At 67.0% G+C, this 16,460-nt stretch carries 16 protein-coding genes and 1 tRNA gene; 7 read left to right on the top strand and 10 right to left on the bottom strand.

Features of this window, described 5'->3' with window-relative positions; genetic code table 11:
• Nucleotides 1-287: 287 nt before the first annotated feature.
• Nucleotides 288-839 (top strand): hypothetical protein, encoded by a 552-nt coding sequence (locus OHT61_RS15500; RefSeq protein ID WP_329038866.1) that lies wholly within the window; start codon nt 288-290, stop codon nt 837-839.
• 377 nt (nt 840-1,216) lie between these two features.
• Here the strand turns inward: OHT61_RS15500 and OHT61_RS15495 are convergent, their stop codons facing one another.
• Nucleotides 1,217-1,432 carry a DUF6243 family protein gene (locus OHT61_RS15495; protein ID WP_329038864.1) on the bottom strand — a complete coding sequence of 72 codons (216 nt, stop codon included), beginning with the start codon at nt 1,430-1,432 and terminating at the stop codon, nt 1,217-1,219.
• Between the two features lie 524 nt (nt 1,433-1,956).
• Between OHT61_RS15495 and OHT61_RS15490 the strand changes: the two genes are divergently transcribed.
• A complete protein-coding gene (locus OHT61_RS15490; RefSeq protein ID WP_329038862.1) occupies nt 1,957-2,343 on the top strand; it encodes an Imm32 family immunity protein in 387 nt (128 codons plus the stop codon).
• Between the two features lie 500 nt (nt 2,344-2,843).
• On the opposite strand, the gene OHT61_RS15485 is transcribed toward OHT61_RS15490, so the two are convergent.
• The 4 genes from OHT61_RS15485 to OHT61_RS15470 form a co-directional block, all read right to left on the bottom strand.
• Nucleotides 2,844-3,134 (bottom strand): hypothetical protein, encoded by a 291-nt coding sequence (locus tag OHT61_RS15485; RefSeq protein WP_329038860.1) that lies wholly within the window; start codon nt 3,132-3,134, stop codon nt 2,844-2,846.
• A 29-nt stretch (nt 3,135-3,163) separates the two neighbouring features.
• Nucleotides 3,164-3,529 carry a hypothetical protein gene (locus OHT61_RS15480; protein WP_329038858.1) on the bottom strand — a complete coding sequence of 122 codons (366 nt, stop codon included), beginning with the start codon at nt 3,527-3,529 and terminating at the stop codon, nt 3,164-3,166.
• A gap of 28 nt (nt 3,530-3,557) precedes the next feature.
• Nucleotides 3,558-3,752: a type II toxin-antitoxin system Phd/YefM family antitoxin gene (locus OHT61_RS15475; RefSeq protein WP_024490776.1), complete on the bottom strand. Its 195-nt coding sequence runs from the start codon at nt 3,750-3,752 to the stop codon at nt 3,558-3,560.
• A gap of 323 nt (nt 3,753-4,075) precedes the next feature.
• Entirely contained in the window at nt 4,076-4,528 is a 453-nt protein-coding gene (locus OHT61_RS15470) for a DUF6221 family protein (RefSeq protein ID WP_329038857.1), read from the bottom strand.
• Between OHT61_RS15470 and OHT61_RS15465 the strand changes: the two genes are divergently transcribed.
• Nucleotides 4,490-5,182, top strand: coding sequence for a hypothetical protein (locus tag OHT61_RS15465; RefSeq protein ID WP_329038855.1), 693 nt, complete (start codon nt 4,490-4,492; stop codon nt 5,180-5,182). The two genes, OHT61_RS15470 and OHT61_RS15465, sit on opposite strands and share 39 nt — an antisense overlap.
• Before the next feature lie 1,084 nt (nt 5,183-6,266).
• Here OHT61_RS15465 and OHT61_RS15455 read toward each other — a convergent pair.
• Entirely contained in the window at nt 6,267-6,851 is a 585-nt protein-coding gene (locus tag OHT61_RS15455; RefSeq protein WP_329038852.1) for a hypothetical protein, read from the bottom strand.
• Between the two features lie 1,152 nt (nt 6,852-8,003).
• Between OHT61_RS15455 and OHT61_RS15450 the strand changes: the two genes are divergently transcribed.
• The gene (locus OHT61_RS15450; protein ID WP_329038850.1) at nt 8,004-8,351 is read left to right on the top strand and encodes a MerR family transcriptional regulator; all 348 of its coding nucleotides are present in this window, start codon (nt 8,004-8,006) and stop codon (nt 8,349-8,351) included.
• 161 nt (nt 8,352-8,512) lie between these two features.
• Here OHT61_RS15450 and OHT61_RS15445 read toward each other — a convergent pair whose 3' ends face one another.
• Nucleotides 8,513-9,667 carry a PP2C family protein-serine/threonine phosphatase gene (locus OHT61_RS15445; protein WP_329038848.1) on the bottom strand — a complete coding sequence of 385 codons (1,155 nt, stop codon included), beginning with the start codon at nt 9,665-9,667 and terminating at the stop codon, nt 8,513-8,515.
• Between the two features lie 308 nt (nt 9,668-9,975).
• Between OHT61_RS15445 and OHT61_RS32525 the strand changes: the two genes are divergently transcribed.
• The gene (locus OHT61_RS32525) at nt 9,976-10,632 is read left to right on the top strand and encodes a DUF5753 domain-containing protein (protein WP_443049450.1); all 657 of its coding nucleotides are present in this window, start codon (nt 9,976-9,978) and stop codon (nt 10,630-10,632) included.
• Between the two features lie 562 nt (nt 10,633-11,194).
• Here the strand turns inward: OHT61_RS32525 and OHT61_RS15440 are convergent.
• A tRNA-Gly gene (locus OHT61_RS15440) sits at nt 11,195-11,268 on the bottom strand.
• Between the two features lie 486 nt (nt 11,269-11,754).
• On the opposite strand from OHT61_RS15440, the gene dcd reads away from it, so the two are divergent.
• Both dcd and OHT61_RS15430 read left to right on the top strand, forming a co-directional pair.
• Nucleotides 11,755-12,330: a dCTP deaminase gene (dcd, locus tag OHT61_RS15435; protein ID WP_329038846.1), complete on the top strand. Its 576-nt coding sequence runs from the start codon at nt 11,755-11,757 to the stop codon at nt 12,328-12,330.
• Between the two features lie 6 nt (nt 12,331-12,336).
• Nucleotides 12,337-12,837, top strand: a complete 501-nt coding sequence (locus tag OHT61_RS15430; protein ID WP_329038844.1) for a phosphoribosyltransferase — start codon at nt 12,337-12,339, stop codon at nt 12,835-12,837.
• Between the two features lie 122 nt (nt 12,838-12,959).
• Here OHT61_RS15430 and OHT61_RS15425 read toward each other — a convergent pair whose 3' ends face one another.
• Nucleotides 12,960-13,889, bottom strand: a complete 930-nt coding sequence (locus OHT61_RS15425) for a Yip1 family protein (RefSeq protein WP_329038842.1) — start codon at nt 13,887-13,889, stop codon at nt 12,960-12,962.
• A 245-nt stretch (nt 13,890-14,134) separates the two neighbouring features.
• Nucleotides 14,135-16,417 (bottom strand): (Fe-S)-binding protein, encoded by a 2,283-nt coding sequence (locus tag OHT61_RS15420; RefSeq protein ID WP_329038840.1) that lies wholly within the window; start codon nt 16,415-16,417, stop codon nt 14,135-14,137.
• Nucleotides 16,418-16,460: the final 43 nt, after the last annotated feature.

The following is a 16,460-nucleotide window of genomic DNA, read 5'->3' as shown; positions in this document are numbered from 1 at the left end:
TTGGCCGGTGGCGCACCTGCCTGGGGACCTGGGCGGCAACGTGGCAGATCCACAACCCTGAGAACCGTCGGGCCGGCGGCATCACCGTGAGTTCTCACCCCACACGAACCTCGGACGAACGTCCTGGCAGGCACAGGGAGAGCCGGGGATCGGAGGGGCAACGCCCACTCGATGCGGCGCAGGGGCAGCGTCAGGCGGTGCGCCACTGCGGTTCCGGGGCTCCGATAAGCTGATGATCGCGAACGCTGACCCGTATAGGGCAGAGCATGACATAGAGGAGCATTCTGATGGCGACCCGCAGGATATCCTCCGGTGTCTGGATCGTCGTTCTGCTGGTTGCCGCCCTCGCCACGATCTCCTTTTTGTCCGTGCAGGCCTACCGGAACATACCCGCAGAAGGCACCGCGAGTTCCGACTCCAAGCCGAGCCCGAAGCCCCGTCCGCGCCCCTCTGTCGTCAAGCCCAAGACATACCCGGTTCCCGGTGACTCCGGAGCCGGGCGTCGGGTCGTGTATTCGCTCTCCCAGAAAAGGGTGTGGCTGGTCTCCGAGCAAGAGTCCGCCGTCCGCACCTTCACGGTGTGGCCGGGCAACGTGCCCCCGGCGGAAGGGAAGTACCCGGTGGCCTTCCGCCGTGCGGAGGGCATCGGCAGCGACGGCGTACCCATCCGGCACGCGGTCTACTTCGGGGCGCGATCAGCCTTTTCCAACGCCGTGGACGGGGCCTCGCCCGCCCCCGACAGCACGGTGAAGACCGGCGCGATTCGTGAGAGCGTCGCGGACGGAACGGCGCTGTGGGATTTTGCCGCGAAGGGGACGCTCGTTCACGTCGTCGGCTGAGGCCGCCGATTTCTTCTCCTGCGCGCTGACAGGAATTCGCATTTCGTTTCCGCACGAACGGCAATTTCTGCGTCCGCCGCGCGTCGTCCGGATCCTGCCCGGTTCCACCCCGGATTGATGACTGCGTTCCGCGGGTGCGTACGAGAGGACCGCGCACACTGCCCGGAGCTGAGCTGAGCTGAGCTGAGCTGAGCTGAGCTGAGCCGAGCCGAGCCGAGCCGAGCCGAGCCGAGCCGAGCCGAGCCGAGCCGAGCTGAGCGGAACCGGCACCGCGTGCCGGGAGCCGTGCCCCGATACGGCAGCAGGACCCGGACCGCGCGTCGAGGTCCGAGCCCTGCCCTGTGCCGTGCCGGCCGCCTCCTGGCGGCAGCATGGCGTCAGCTCTGCGAGGCGTCGTCGCCCGTCTGCTCCGAGCCGCCCGCCGTGCCCGTCTTCTCGCGCATCTTGCGCACGAGCTCCGCCTTCTGGTCGGCGGCGTTCTGACGGTCGTGGTTGCGGTGCGGCCCGTTGTTCTGCCGCTCGGCGCGGGACTGCCTCTTACGCTGGCCGCCGCCCATGCCCACGGGGTTGTTGATGTTCTTGCTGTCAGTCACGGGTTCTCCCTGAATGGTGTGAGGTGATCTACGGCTCCGTCGATGGAGGACGGGCGCGGCGACGCCGAGGGACGTCAGCAGGGGCCCATCACGCTCTCACTCGAAAATCGGCGCCTGGAAGAACACGTCAAAGACGTTACCCGGTTCCCTCGGGGCCGCACACCGGGCCTTTCCCATGCCGGGACCGACCGCCCCTGGCTGGTGGGCCCTCTGCCCGCCGCTCCCCTGGAATCCGCCCACGCCGGCGCTCCCCGACCGCCGGGACAGGCCGGGACGGGACCGCGGCGGGCCGCCGGCGGTGGAACCCGGTTCTGCTGATCTCGAACCCGTGGCGCCGGACCGTTGTTGTCAGTGCCACTCGCTAGGAGTATGCGCAACGAGGCTCAGGCGTTGCTTCCTGCCTCATCAGGAAAGGCCGTGCGTGGCTCGACTCATGTCCTTGGGCCTTCCCGTGCCTACAGGGGCGGAGCCGGGAGGGCATCCAGCGGCATGATGGAAGTTCGACCATGAAGGGAGTGCCACCGGTGCGACTCGTTCTGGATCCTGTCTTCGGCGAAGTGGATCTCACCGCGTCAGCGGAGGAGTTGGCTGCTTTGGCGAACGCAGTGGCCAAGGGCGACGGGTTCATGGGATCCACCTCATCGGCAGCCACAGGCGCCTTGGCCGGTATCGAAGCCAGGAAGTCTTCCAACTCCGGGGTGCGGATCGAAGTCGACGCGTCACGACACGTCTTGGTGATCCGTGGCGATCCGGGCGGCAGGGCAATCTTGGCAAACAACCTGAGGGCTATGGCTACCGCCGAGGACGGTGGTCACCTCCACGTTGACTACTTCCCCGAGCATCCCTACCTCCTTGAAGGGTCTACGTCGATCGTGGTCAACAGCCCCTATGGAGGCATGCCGACCCAATGAGCGGTGGCACGCAACGAGGGCGGGTGGCCGGCACGGAGTGCCCAGATCCACTCGTCGATTGCGCTCTGCCGCGGCTTGTTTGCTTGATGCTCGGCTCGACTGTGGTTCCTCTCATCTCTTCCGTACTGGACTCGCCCCAGGGAGCGGCGGAACTCGCCGGGTTTTGCTGCCTTCGCCCGGACAGCAAAGAAGCCCCGGCCGTTGGCCTGGGGCTTCGATGAGTCGTGCTGTGGAGCGGGTGACGAGAATCGAACTCGCGCTCTGAGCTTGGTAATCAACGGCTCTTGGGCTGCCAGAGGGGACCTGAACTGGGGTTTTGCAGCGGGCAGGCGGATAGGCCCCCGTCTCTGAGAGCCGTATCCGACCGCTGTTGTCCGCTCTGCTGGGCACGGATGGGGCACGTCGACTGTGGGGCAGCAGTCTGAGGTTTCATGCCGGAGCGGGTGACGGAAATTGGAACGGGAGCCACCTGTGCTGCAGACGCTCCGGTGGCGCAGACGTCAGGCCCAGAAGGCTTCGGTGACGACGATCTGGGGATCGGCGTGGTGCCGCATGAAGGTGTAGATGAGCCAGCCGCGTCCGCCGGCCAGGTCCACGATGTGGGCGCCGCCGGGGCTTGTGGAGGCCAGAGGCCGGACGGTCATCCAGTGTGGGAGCGAGGCATCGGCGTCGATCCCCCGGAAGTACGGGTCTTCGGCTGTGATCAGTTCCGCACGGGCACTCATGATCAGGTCACTGCCTTCGGCGGGCATGTTCTGGAAGTCGTGCCGCGCCTGCTTCGTCCAGTCCATTTGCCAAGGCGGCCGGAGTGGTTCGTCGATCACTCTCCGGGCTTCCTCTCAGCGGCTTCGTGCCGGAGACGGCTGTACTCCTCCAGGAGTCGGAGGGACTCCTCGGGGTCCTCGGACTTGGCAGCGCGGGCTTCGAGGTCGCGAAGGTGCGAGTCGAGGACGGGATCCCGCACGATGGCGTACTGCGTCCACCACAGGCGCATGAAGGCGGGCACGGGCGTGATGTTGAAGGCGTCGCCGATGACGCGCTTCCAGTGCGCCTCAAAGTCCGGGAGGAGGTGCGGAGTGTGTTCCTGAATCGCCAACCGAAGTGCTTGAGGCGTGTGTTCGGGCATGGGCGGCAGCCGAAGGGGTTCCCCCTCGTGCTCATCGAAGTGGAGTGCGTGGGCGGGCATGGTTCGTGCTCCTTGGCGTGGGGGTGGGTCAGGCCGCCTCGTGTCGGTCCTCGTGTGGCTGGCGCCCGCGGGCCATCTGCTCGAACCATTCGGCCGGCACCAGGTAGGCGACCGTCTTCCCCTTGCGGGTGATGGCGGCGGCCTCGCCGGCGATCCGAGTCCGATCCAGGATCTCGCCCATCCCCTTGCGCAGGTCGATGGTTGTGTACGTCTTCGTCTCCATATGCTGAAGCATATAGCAACTATCATAGTTGACATACGTAGCCGTGGGGTGCGGCGGCCGGAGGATGTCAACGGGCACGTCGGATGCAGAGCGGGCTCGGGGTGCCTGATCGGGCTTATGGCAACAAAGAAGCCCCCGGCCGATGGCCTGGGGCTTTTTCATGGAGCGGGTGACGAGAATCGAACTTGCGCTTTGAGCTTGGGAATCAGCTTGGGAATCACGAGTGGCTTCGCTCTGTAAGGCCTGCTGAACTGCGAAAACAGACGGGATCGCAGTGGGCAGGGGTGGGCCGCCTGACCGCGGGTTGACCGCTGATTCCTGGCCTACCTGGTGCGCATCTGGTGCGGCCACCACTGGTCCCGGTGGTCCGGATGGCTGGCGTGTGGCAGGGCTAGGTCCAGGAGGTCGGGACAGGGCCAGTCTTCGCCGTCGTACTGGGAGTCGTTTCGGTTATCCCAGGGCAGCTCTGGGTCGTCGATTGCGGGGCTGAGCACGTGCCGCGCCAAAACACGGCGCTTGGCTTCTACGTCACGGAGAACGTGGGGCGTGACGGCCCAACCTGCTCGACACCTGCTTAGGAACGGACCCGGCACGCAACGGCCCCGGCTGGGCCCTGTCCGGCGGATCGTGTGACCGTCGGCTTGTTCGTTCGTCGTTCCCGGTGTGGGGCGGGGTGATGTGGCGAGTGCGCGGCTGGCTGGAGCTGTACCTGCCTGCGCCAGGCAGAATACGGACGCATGACACACCCCGCGGCGGACTGGTCGCAGCTCAGACATGCGTACGGGCCCGCAGACGACATACCTGGCCTCTTCGCCCGTCTCAACGGCGGCCAGGAGGACGAGAAGGTCTGGCACGACCTCTGGTCGGCGCTTTGCCACCAAGGCACCGTGTACGAGGCGAGTTACGCCGCCCTGCCAGTCCTCGCGGACATTGCGTCTGGTCGCGCCCCCGGCGAGCGGAAGCAGGCGGTACTCATGGGCGGCTTGATCGTCGCCGAGGCCGATGCGGCGCTGCGTGGCCGTTACGCGCCCCAGGTCGCTGAATTGGTGTCTGTGACCCGCGCCTGCCTGACTCACGTCCCGGCCGACGAACCGGAAACGTTCGTGTACCTCGTGCAGGGCCTACTCGCCTTCGAAGGTGTGCCGATCTGGTCTCAGCAGCTTGAACTGCTCTTTGAGGAGTTCGAGGCCGAGTGCTCAGAGTGCGAGGCGCTCATCTGCATTCTGCTGGGCGAATACGCGGACCAGAGTGATGCCGAACTGCATCCGGCGAGGCCGGACGAGCTGACCGGGGTCGGCGGCCGAATCCACAAGATGGCGCGTGACGCCGGTCATGACCAAGTTGCCGCATGGGTGACCCATCTCTTCGGGCATGCGACCTGTCCAGAGTGCGGAACAAGGTTCAGTATCCCGGTGTGCATTGCTGGCTAAGGGCTGTCCCGTGATCCCTGGTGGATCGGCACGCGGCGTCGGATGCGGTGCATCGCAAGGCGGAGGGACGTCCGCATATTGGGTGTATTCGGGCGTTCCGACAACGCGGCGAGGCGCCGTAGCTGTCGTCGCGCGCCCGCCGGGGATTACGGGGCAGCCCTTAGGGATACCCTTTCGGGCCGGGCCGCAGGATTTGAACCTGTGGCCTCATCCCTATCAGGTCGATCATGGGCAGCCGTTGACCTCAGCCCAATGGCCCGGAGTTCTGAGCAGGCCGTCCGACGACATTCGGCGTCGGTCGGCGGTGGCCGCACCTGTTGGTGTCAGCAGCTGATGTAAGCCGACCGGCTGTCCCTTGACCGCGCTTGAACTTGTCCAGCAGGTCGAAGAACAGGCCTATGGCTGACGTATCCGCTGTTTCTGCCGTGGTCCGTGCCGGCCAGTCGTCGGCGAAGGCCTCGTTGATCTACCAGCACTCGGACCTTGAGCGACAGCAGGAGGTCGCGAGCGGCCTGGATGACCTCGTGCGGTCCGCCCGTAAGAAGGCTGATCAAGGGCCTTCCGGTGCGGATCTGGTGCGAGAGCCTTGAACTGGTCCAGACAACAAAGAAGCCCCCGGCCGCTGGCCTGGGGCTTTTTCATGGAGCGGGTGACGAGAATCGAACTCGCGCTCTGAGCTTGGGAATCAACGGTTCTTAGGTTGTTGTATGGGCTCTGACCTGCGATTTTGTGCGGGGCAGGTGGATGGCTCCCGGTCTCTGGGAGCCATATCTGACCGCTGTTGTCCGCTCTGCTGGGCACGGATGGGGCACGAGGGCTGGCAGTGCGCCGCGTGTTCCGGGCGGGCCGGCTGGTCAGAGGGGTTGTTGCGGACTTGCTTGCCGCAGATCTTGGTCATGTCATCGCTGCCGGACGTCAGCAGGGCGACACGACTGCCGGAGCGCGCCCTCGGCGACCGTGGCGCGCTCCTGGGTGCGGTCTCGGCAGGCGTAGCGTCGCGCTGTGCACCCAGCAGTGGCAGGCGTGCCGTAACACGCTGCTGTCGGTCCGACTCCGGCTACGCGCGATCGATGTGTGAGCGTGCTCAGCAGTAGGGAGTGAAGTGAGGCATGGGCACCTGAGACGTGGCCCTCTGCAGCATGCCGATCTTCTGCTGGAGGGGGCGCTGCTGTTCTCCGTGCAGGGCGTTGAGCACGACGATGGCACCGGTCAGGGCGGGAATGGTCCACTGCATCAGCGCCAGGTGACTGCGGGCCTTGTCCAGGCCGACGGGGTGGTTGACCGCCCTCTCCAGGTCATCCGGATCGTCGGACGTGGCGAGTTCGAGCTTCTTGCCCAGCACCCTGCTGTACGCGGTCGCGGCCAGCGCCGCACCGGTCAGCACAGTCTTGGCCAGTGTCGAGGCGGCGACCCCCTGCTGGGTCTGCACACGGGCGGCGTTGGCTGCCAGCAGGCCGGCACCGCCGATCAGGTGCGCGCCGATCGCCACGGCGTTCACCGGCGTCCACTTCGCCCAGCCGGCACTGGCGATCCTGGAAGTCTCATCCGTCGTGCGCCCCTCACTCCGAGCTGCGCCGTTCAGGCCGACGGCACCCATCAAGGACCCGCCGAACCAGGCGGCCAAACCCAGATCATGGACGCTGCGCAGGACGGTATTGCGTTCCGACATCGATGCTCCTCACCGCGAGAAGGCCCGTAGACATCTACGAGCCACCCCATTACGCTCGCCGCAGTGGAACCGGTGCACCACAGGGACGACGCATCCGGGCTACGCGCAAAGGCGGTTGGTCGGGCCGAAAAGAAGATCTCCGGTCGCATGGTCCGGCGGAGCGCCGTAGGCGGAGTTCGATCCGGCCGGAGCGGACGTTGCTGGAAATCCTGCCACCCGTCTACTGGGTGCTGCTCCTGGTGGTCGACTGTCCGCACCCCCGTGTGCGGGCAGCCGGAAGGTCCGCCGACCGAGGGGTGGTCGGGCACCTGCGACGAGGTAACGACTGGCCAGCCGGCCGGGTCACGGTGCAGAGAGCAGAAGCGGTGTCCCAGCGGCAGCGCGGCTTGTGCGGACGATGCAGCACATTCGCTGGCATCTCCACGCCTATCTGCGGCAGGTTACCTCTCACCCAAACACGGGAAAATCTATGTCGGCTGGAGTAGACATTGGGTGGTGGTGTGGTTATGGTTTCTCTCGTAGCCAGACGGACAGACGGGCCCAGCAGGGATGAACTGCTAGGGAGAAGGACCCGCAGTTGCAATGCGCAGGACGGGCCGGTGGTGGAGTCGCGGAGCCAGAGTTTGTGTAGCACGGCGACGGGACTGGCGACCGGACCGGGTGGCCCGCAGGTGATCAGGGGCCGCCGCGAGCAGTACCGCAGTACCAGCAGTGAAGTCAGTGAGTGGTACCTCGGTGAAGGCGTCGGCTGCGGGCGCGCGCACCGGGAGGTTCGGCAGTGGGGTTCCAAGCCAGAGCACACGCAGGACGGGCGACGGGGCTGGCTGCCGGAGAGTGGCGCTGACACAGGTCACTGAGCAGCATCAGCAGTAGGCAAGTGAGTGATCCCAGAGGGAAGAACGGAGGAATCAGGCGCCATCAGGATCGCCCGGGCGGAAGCCTTGAGCCCGGGTACCGCAGGACATCGACAGTGAGGTGGTCTCCGGTCAAGCAACCGCGATCCCCGCATCCCCGACCACAGCATTCGAGTCGGGTACGCGGAAACAGAAGGCCGGTGCAGTCACAGGGCCGGCAGATGGTGTAGCAGTTCCTTCGGGGCCTTGGTGCCGTATGGCACCAAGGCCCCTCCACGCGTTCCACGAGAGAGGTGCAATGACAGCAGACGACTCCTTCGGCCGGCTCGAGGACGACGACTATCCCGCCTACACCATGGGCCGGGCCGCCGACATGCTCGGCACCACCCAAGGGTTCCTCCGTGCCATCGGCGAAGCCCGCCTCATCACCCCCCTGCGCTCCGCGGGCGGTCATCGCCGCTACTCCCGCTACCAACTGCGTATCGCCGCCCGCGCCCGCGAACTCGTCGATGGGGGCACCCCCATCGAGGCCGCCTGCCGCATCGTCATCCTCGAAGACCAGCTCGAGGAAGCACAGCGCATCAACGCCGAGTACCGCCGCACCAATAAATCGACGGATCCCGCAACCGCGGCCGAAGACGGCTGACCGGCGGGCTCGACACAGGGCCGGCGGCCCGCCCAGGCATGCTGCTGACGTGGGCAGGGGGCGCAGGGGACCTACCGTCCTGGGTCGGGGGCGACAGCACGGCGCGCCCTCCGATCTGCGCGGGCGGGCGAGATGACGGCTCGCGGCTTCGAGAGGCTTCGCTAGTGGGGGCCGTGCCAGTCCAGGCACAGGACTGTGGCGTCGTCTTCCGGGGGGTGGCCGTGGTAGGCATCGGCGACCGCGGCGACCAGAGCACGCACGGCCTCGCGCGGGTGCTCGGTGGCTGTGGCACGGATGAGGTCGGGCAGATCCACGGTGTTCGCTTGGCGCTCCTGCATCCCGTCGGTGTGGAGCACGAGGCGGTCGCCGGGGCGCAGGTCGAGGTCTTGCACATGGTAGGTGCCCTGCAAGGTGATACCGAAGGGCATGTCCGCCGCCAAGGGCAGTTCGTCGACCGTCCCGTCGCGCAGCCGGAATGGCTGGGGGTGGCCGGCGTTGACGAACTTGGTGCTGGTCCCGTCCAGAGCGATGCGTAGCAGTTGTCCGGTGGCGAAGGCGGGTTGCCCGTGGTCGAGGAGGGCCTGGTGGATCTGGCGGGCCTGTTCGGCGAGGTCGGTTCCGGCGCGGCGGGCGCCGCGGGACGCGTTGACCAGGAGGGTAGCGGTGAGTGCGGCGTTGACGTCGTGGCCCATGGCGTCGGTGACGGACATGTGAAGGGTGTCGTTGTCGAGACTGTAGTCGTAGGTGTCGCCTGCGATGTCGGAGGCCGGGACCAATGCGCCGGCGAGGGCGAAAGCGGTGGCCTCCAGGGAGGCGGCCGAAGGAAGGAGTTGGCGCTGGATCTCCGCGGCCAGACTGACTGAGGTGGTGCGATTGCCCCAGTAGTAGAGGTCGGTGAAGCGGCGGTCGGTGACGACGATGTACGCCAACGCGTGCGCAGCCGCCTCGACCTGCTCCAGTACGTCCTGGGTGACGTGATCGAGGAACAGCTCAAGGACACCGATGGTGTCGCCGCGGTTGGTGACCGGTGCAAGCACCCGCCACCCCTGTTGCCCTTCCGGAGCCTGTACCAGCCGCTGGGCACGCAGGACCTTGTCGTAGAGGCTGCTGTCGGCGAGGGGCACTTGTTCGGCGCGGCGCTCCTGCGGCGTGGCCGCGGTGTCGTTCACCCGCAGCAGTCGTCGGCCGACGACGTCGACGAACAGGAACGAGACGTATCGGGCGCCGAACCGGTCTCGCAAATTGCGCGCCACGACATCGATGGAGTCAGCCGGAGCGGCATCTTCCGCCGCCGCCAGCACCTCAGCCAGTCTCATGCGATCACGTGCCACATCAGCCTCCCGGAACCGCGGACGCCCGCGGAATCTCCCTTGCGGAGTAACAGTACGCGCCTCATCCATTACTCATTGTGATAGGCGGTGGCCCCCCACTCGCCGAGCGGTCCGTCCTGCGGTCCGCATCGGCCCAGCTCGTCCGCAGCGGCGCGGTGGCGGGCCGTGGTCTCCTCCGTCGGCGTCGAGGGTCTGCGAAGTGGGGGTGGTGATAACCGGACCGCGTGCCGCCTCTAACCGCCCCGGTGCCCCGACGGCGATCTGCTGGGTGATCCGGGAACGAGATCGTCCCAGTGACACGCGACCGTCCAGCAGTTCGGACCCGGACCGGCCGGTGGGCACCGGATCCGTCCAACAGCGGTTCGGCGTGTCCAATCGCGGGGCCTCACCGGGGGCGTGGGCGTGGTAGCCGCGCACCCGTGACCGGGGTCCCAGTCCATCCACTGCTTCGCGCCCATGGTCATCCCCGGCCGCTGCAGACCCCCGCCTTCGCGAGGACAGTCATCGAGGAAACGATCCCGCTGGTCACTGCTGAGCAGGGATCCAACCGCTTGAAGGTCCGACTGCGCCGCCGGCACCGGGTGTACGACCCCGCCGACCCACTGCGCCTACGCGTCATCCTGGACGAATCAACGCTACGTCGATTTGTTGGCAGCCTTGGGCTGATGCATGGACAACTGAAGCACCCGAACGAACTGAGTGCCGAGCCGCACATCACCGTGCAGGTCCTCCCTTCCGGCGCGGGTGCTCCACCGGGGGTCGCAGGACAGTTCTCGCTCCTGAACTTCGCGGACTACCCGGAAGCAGGTGTCATCTACCTCGAAGGTTCGAACAGCGACATCTACCTGGAAAACGATCCGACCTGGAGCACTATGAGGTCATCCACGCCCGCCTGCAGGCCCGAGCACTCAGCCCCCATAACACCCGGTGTTTCATCTCCGACGTCTTAGGGGGCTACGACGTTGCCACAACGTGAACCGTCGAAAGACTGGACTGGGCATGACTACTGGGGCTCCCCTCCCTGACGCCGACGCCACAGAAGAGACCGCATCCGGACCTGCGCACCGCGAATCCGGGCTGCGGAGTGGAGTGCGAGCCAGCCCTTGCGTGCGGACCGTGCGGGGTTGGGGGTGACGTGACGCGGAGACAGCGTTGAGCCCCGGTCACCAGGCGGCGCCGCCGTTGAGGCGCCCTCGTTTAGGAGCTGGCTGGTCTGTGCATAGGGCTGTCAGAGCTCAGCCGGGGTGAGGATGGACGCGCCTTCGAGGGCTGGGCCGTCATTGAAGTGCAATCGACAGGGCCCGAGCCGGGACGTGCCGGCGAGACTGGACCGCGCGAGGCAGGCTGTGCGGCAACGTGGCCCGCGTTGCCTTGACCGGTACGGGTCTGGGCGCCGTCCCGTCGGCAAGTGCGGACCGCTGAGGCGGGCCGGCAGGTGTCATTGGTCGACACTGCCCCCCCGAGAGGTCTAGGCAGCAAGAAGCCCCCGGCCGCTGGCCTGGGGCTTTTTCATGGAGCGGGTGACGAGAATCGAACTCGCGCTCTGAGCTTGGGAAGCTCATGTTCTACCATTAAACTACACCCGCGAAGCGCGCCGATGATCGGCAGTGCAACGCCCACACTGTACCCCATCCCAGGCCCCCGGCGCCCTCGCCGCGGGGCCGGGGTGTTGTTCCGGAGTGTGGATGCGGTTGTGGGTGACCGGAGTTGAGGGCGTAGCGTGGGCCGTCGGAGTGCCGCGTGGAGCGGCGTCCCGTTCATCCCCTAATGTGGCGATCTCGTCCATGGCGTGTTGGGGAAGGGACTTGATGGAGTCGATGGAGCGCACCGTCGTCCGCTGTGCCGAAGGGCATGTTTTCGCTACCCCGTCGTTCCCGATGCAGCAGCTCGGGCCCGACCGGATCGGCCCCGGGCGGCTCATCCGCTGCCCGCGGTGCGCGCGGTTGCGGCAAGCGGTGCCTGTGTCGTTCGAGCGGCGGTAGGGGCGGCAGGCGGTACCGGGACATAGGTGGGGCAGGCGCGCGGGGCGGTCCGGTTGGGGCGGACCCGCGCGTTCTGCGTATCCTCGGACCGTGCTTCTCTCAGATAAGGACCTCCGGGCCGAGATCGATGCCGGGCGGGTTCGCATTGACCCGTTCGACGCTTCGATGGTGCAGCCCTCGAGCATCGATGTGCGGCTCGACCGCTACTTCCGGGTGTTCGAGAACCACCGCTATCCGCATATCGATCCCTCCGTCGAGCAGGTCGACCTGACCCGTCAGGTCGAGCCGGAGGCCGACGAGCCGTTCATCCTTCATCCGGGGGAGTTCGTCCTGGCCTCGACGTACGAGGTCATTTCTCTTCCCGACGACCTCGCGTCGCGGCTGGAGGGGAAGAGTTCGCTCGGGCGGCTCGGGCTCGTGACGCATTCGACGGCCGGCTTCATCGACCCCGGTTTCTCTGGTCACGTGACGCTGGAGCTGTCGAATCTGGCGACGCTGCCGATAAAGCTCTGGCCGGGAATGAAGATCGGGCAGCTGTGCATGTTCCGGCTGACGTCGTCCTCCGAGTTCCCGTACGGATCCGAGCGCTACGGATCGCGTTATCAGGGCCAGCGCGGGCCGACGGCCTCGCGTTCCTTCATGAATTTCCATCGGACTCAGGTGTGATACGGCATGGCTGGTGAGGCGCGGGAGAATCTGACGTACGAGGCCTTCGGGACCGCCGTGCGCGAGCTGGCGCAGGCGGTCGCCGACGACGGCTACGAGCCGGACGTCGTGCTGAGCATCGCGCGGGGTGGCGTGTTCGTCGCGGGCGGTCTGGCGTACGCCCTGGACTGCAAGAACATCCACCTGGTGAACGTCGAGTTCTACACCGGTGTGGGTACCACGCTGGAAATGCCCGTCATGCTGGCGCCCGTTCCGAACGCGATCGACTTCACGCGCAAGAAGGTCCTGATCGCCGACGACGTCGCCGACACCGGCAAGACGCTGAAGCTCGTCCGGGATTTCTGTGTCGACCATGTCGCAGAGGTGCGCAGCGCGGTCATCTACGAGAAGTCGCAGTCGCTCGTGAAGTGCGAATACGTGTGGAAGAAGACCGATCAGTGGATCAACTTCCCGTGGAGCGTGGACAAGCCCGTGGTCCGTCGCGAGGGGCAGATTCTCGACTCGTAGGGGAATGAGCGCGACGCAAGCGGGACACGAGATGAAGAAGAGGGGCTCCCGATACCAGGCCTGGTATCGGGAGCCCCTCTTTTTCGTGCTTCGAATCGTGCGTGCTTCGAGTCGTTCCTGGGTCAGATCGTGCCGAGCTTGATGATCGACAGCAGCGCGATCAGCTGGATCGCGGAGGCGCCCAGCGCCTTCGGCCAGGGCAGGTCGTGCGACTTGCTCACCATGGAGGTGAAGAGCGCTCCGGCGGCCAGCCAGGTGACCCATCCGAGGATCTGGACGAGGGAGTTCTCGCCGCCCAGGAACAGGGCGAACACCAGGCGGGGCGCGTCCGTGATCGACATGATGAGCATCGACAGGCCCACGGTCGGCTGCCAGGAGCCGGTGCCGCCGAGCTGACGGGCCAGGGTATGGGTGACCGCGCCGAGGACCAGGCCGCCGACGACGAAGCCGATGCCGGTGAAGATGACGTACGGGGCGGCCGTGGAGACCTCCGCGTGGATCGCCTCGTCGCGGGCCTGGTCGAAGCCGAAGAGCGCGAGCAGCCCGTAGACGAACGTGACGGCGATCGCGGTGCCCCAGACGGGGTAGTCGCGCATCTGCCAGAACGTCGGCCCGGGGCGCATCACGATGCCGCTCAGCAACTGCTTCCAGGGCAGCCGCGGGCCCGAGGGCTGCGCGGGGGCCTGGCCGGCCCGGTAGGTCCCGTCGCCGTACGCGTCCTCGTCGATGCTGAACGCCTGGGTGTGCCCGGGTGCGTTGGCGTACGGGTCGTGCTGCGCGGGCTGCTGGTACGGGTCGCCGAAGTACTCCGGCTCACCGTGTCCGCCGTGCCCGCCTCCGTGCCCGTGACCACCCCCGTGTCCGTTGCCGCCGTGCCCGCCGCCGTACGGGCCGCCCTGGGGGCCGCCGCGCGATGCGCCGCCTCCTGCAGGGGGCCACGACTGACGGCCGTACGGCGGCGATGGTGCCTGCGCGCCGTACGGCTGTTGCTGCTGCGGGTGTTGTTGCGGTGTGCGGTTGTCCCGGCCGCGTCCGATCCTGAATCCAGCCACACATCGAACGTACCTGGTCCATGTGGGTGCGGTGTGTGGGCCGGGGGAACAGGGGCGCCTTTGCGGCCTAGCTGTGACATCCCCTAAGGGGCCCCCGGGGGGCCCGCCCCACCCCTGGACGCGGGTCCGCCCCACCCCGGGCGGCCTCCGGGGCCCGGAACGTGGAGGGCCCCCGGACGCACGGAAGCGGCCGGTCCTGCCCCCGAGGCAGGTCCGGCCGCTTCCGTGCGGCAGGTGAGCGCCGGCTACTTCACCGGCTCCGGTTCCGGACGGTCGGCCGTCTCCGGCTCGTCCGCCGGGTCGGCGGGTGTCTTCACCGACTCCAGCAGCAGTTGCGAGACGTCCACCACCTGGATCGACTCCTTCGCCTTGCCGTCGTTCTTCTTGCCGTTGACCGAGTCGGTCAGCATGACGAGGCAGAACGGGCAGGCCGTGGAGACGATGTCCGGGTTGAGGGAGAGGGCTTCGTCGACGCGCTCGTTGTTGATGCGCTTGCCGATCCGCTCCTCCATCCACATCCGGGCACCGCCGGCGCCGCAGCAGAAGCCGCGCTCCTTGTGGCGGTGCATCTCCTCGTTCCGCAGACCCGGCACCTTCGCGATGATCTCGCGCGGGGGCGTGTAGATCTTGTTGTGCCGGCCCAGGTAGCAGGGGTCGTGGTACGTGATCAGACCCTCGACCGGCGTCACCGGGATCAGCTTGCCCTCGTCCACCAGGTGCTGGAGGAGCTGCGTGTGGTGGATGACCTCGTACTCGCCGCCGAGCTGCGGGTACTCGTTCGCGATCGTGTTGAAGCAGTGCGGGCAGGTCGCGACGATCTTCTTCGCGGACTTCGCCTTCTTGGTGGAGTCGTCCACGCGGCCGTCCTCGTCGAGGGACTCGCCGAACGCCATGTTCAGCATCGCGACGTTCTCCTGGCCGAGCTGCTGGAACAGCGGCTCGTTGCCGAGGCGGCGGGCGGAGTCACCGGTGCACTTCTCGTCGCCGCCCATGATCGCGAACTTGACGCCCGCGATGTGGAGGAGCTCCGCGAAGGCCTTCGTGGTCTTCTTGGCGCGGTCCTCGAGGGCGCCGGCGCAGCCGACCCAGTAGAGGTAGTCGACCTCGCCGAGGTCCTCGACGTCCTTGCCGACGATCGGGACCTCGAAGTCGACCTCCTTGGTCCACTCGACGCGCTGTTTCTTGGCGAGCCCCCAGGGGTTGCCCTTCTTCTCCAGGTTCTTGAGCATCGTGCCCGCCTCGGACGGGAACGCGGACTCGATCATCACCTGGTAGCGGCGCATGTCGACGATGTGGTCGATGTGCTCGATGTCGACCGGGCACTGCTCCACGCACGCACCGCAGGTGGTGCAGGACCAGAGCACGTCCGGGTCGATGACGCCGTTCTCCTCGGCGGTGCCGATCAGCGGGCGCTCGGCTTCCGCGAGAGCGGCGGCGGGCACGTCCTTGAGCTGCTCCTCGGAGGCCTTCTCGTTGCCCTCCATGTCCTTGCCGCCGCCCGCCAGCAGGTACGGCGCCTTGGCGTGCGCGTGGTCGCGCAGGGACATGATCAGGAGCTTCGGGGAGAGCGGCTTGCCGGTGTTCCAGGCGGGGCACTGCGACTGGCAGCGTCCGCACTCGGTGCACGTGGAGAAGTCGAGGATGCCCTTCCAGGAGAACTGCTCGACCTGGGAGACGCCGAAGGTGTCGTCCTCGCCCGGGTCCTCCCAGTCGATCTCCTTGCCGCCGCTGGTCATCGGCTGCAGGGCGCCGAGCGCGACCGCGCCGTCGGCGTTCCGCTTGAACCAGATGTTCGGGAAGCCGAGGAAGCGGTGCCAGGCCACGCCCATGTTGGTGTTGAGCGAGACCGTGATCATCCAGATCAGCGAGACGCCGATCTTCACCGCCGCGGTGAGGTAGATGAGGTTCTGGAGGGTGCCGAGTGCCAGGCCCTTGAAGGCGAGCACGAGCGGATACGAGACGAAGTACGCGGCCTCGTAGCCCTCGACGTGGTGGATCGCGCCCTCGAGGCCGCGCAGGGTGAGGATCGCCAGGCCGATGACGAGGATGACGTACTCGACGAAGTACGCCTGCCAGGCCTTGGAGCCGGAGAAGCGGGACTTGCGGCCGGCCCGGGAGGGCAGGTTCAGCAGCCGGATCGCCATCAGGGTGACGATGCCGAGGACGGTCATGATGCCGATGAACTCGATGTAGAGCTCGAAGGGCAGCCAGTCGCCGACGATCGGCAGCACCCAGTCGGCCTGGAAGAGCTGTCCGTACGCCTGGAGCAGCGTCGGCGGCAGGGTCAGGAAGCCGATCGCGACGAACCAGTGGGCGAAGCCGACGATTCCCCACCGGTTCATCCGGGTGTGGCCGAGGAATTCCTTGACCAGGGTGATCGTGCGCTGCTTGGGGTCGTCGGTGCGGCTGCCTGCCGGTACCGGCTGTCCGAGGCGGACGAACCGGTAGATCTGCGCGACGGCTCGGACGATGAGCGCAACGCCGACGACGGTCAGCACCAGCGACACGATGATCGCGGCGAGTTGCATGTAGGGGCTCCTCGGGCCTGCGAGGGTGGGATCCAGCGCGTAC

It is taken from the genome of Streptomyces sp. NBC_00178, assembly GCF_036206005.1.
Taxonomy (GTDB): Bacteria; Actinomycetota; Actinomycetes; order Streptomycetales; family Streptomycetaceae; genus Streptomyces.
This window is presented reverse-complemented; position numbering and strand designations above follow the sequence as displayed.

Bases quoted from the DNA above. Each gene is read 5' to 3' on its own strand.
- OHT61_RS15500 (WP_329038866.1), top strand. From the start codon at position 288: ATGGCGACCCGCAGGATATCCTCCGGTGTCTGGATCGTCGTTCTGCTG.
- OHT61_RS15485 (WP_329038860.1), bottom strand. From the start codon at position 3,134: ATGGACTGGACGAAGCAGGCGCGGCACGACTTCCAGAACATGCCCGCC.
- OHT61_RS15480 (WP_329038858.1), bottom strand. From the start codon at position 3,529: ATGCCCGCCCACGCACTCCACTTCGATGAGCACGAGGGGGAACCCCTT.
- OHT61_RS15475 (WP_024490776.1), bottom strand. From the start codon at position 3,752: ATGGAGACGAAGACGTACACAACCATCGACCTGCGCAAGGGGATGGGC.
- OHT61_RS15465 (WP_329038855.1), top strand. From the start codon at position 4,490: ATGACACACCCCGCGGCGGACTGGTCGCAGCTCAGACATGCGTACGGG.
- OHT61_RS15470 (WP_329038857.1), bottom strand. From the start codon at position 4,528: ATGTCTGAGCTGCGACCAGTCCGCCGCGGGGTGTGTCATGCGTCCGTA.
- OHT61_RS15455 (WP_329038852.1), bottom strand. From the start codon at position 6,851: ATGTCGGAACGCAATACCGTCCTGCGCAGCGTCCATGATCTGGGTTTG.
- OHT61_RS15450 (WP_329038850.1), top strand. From the start codon at position 8,004: ATGACAGCAGACGACTCCTTCGGCCGGCTCGAGGACGACGACTATCCC.
- OHT61_RS15445 (WP_329038848.1), bottom strand. From the start codon at position 9,667: ATGAGACTGGCTGAGGTGCTGGCGGCGGCGGAAGATGCCGCTCCGGCT.
- OHT61_RS15430 (WP_329038844.1), top strand. From the start codon at position 12,337: ATGGCTGGTGAGGCGCGGGAGAATCTGACGTACGAGGCCTTCGGGACC.
- OHT61_RS15420 (WP_329038840.1), bottom strand. From the start codon at position 16,417: ATGCAACTCGCCGCGATCATCGTGTCGCTGGTGCTGACCGTCGTCGGC.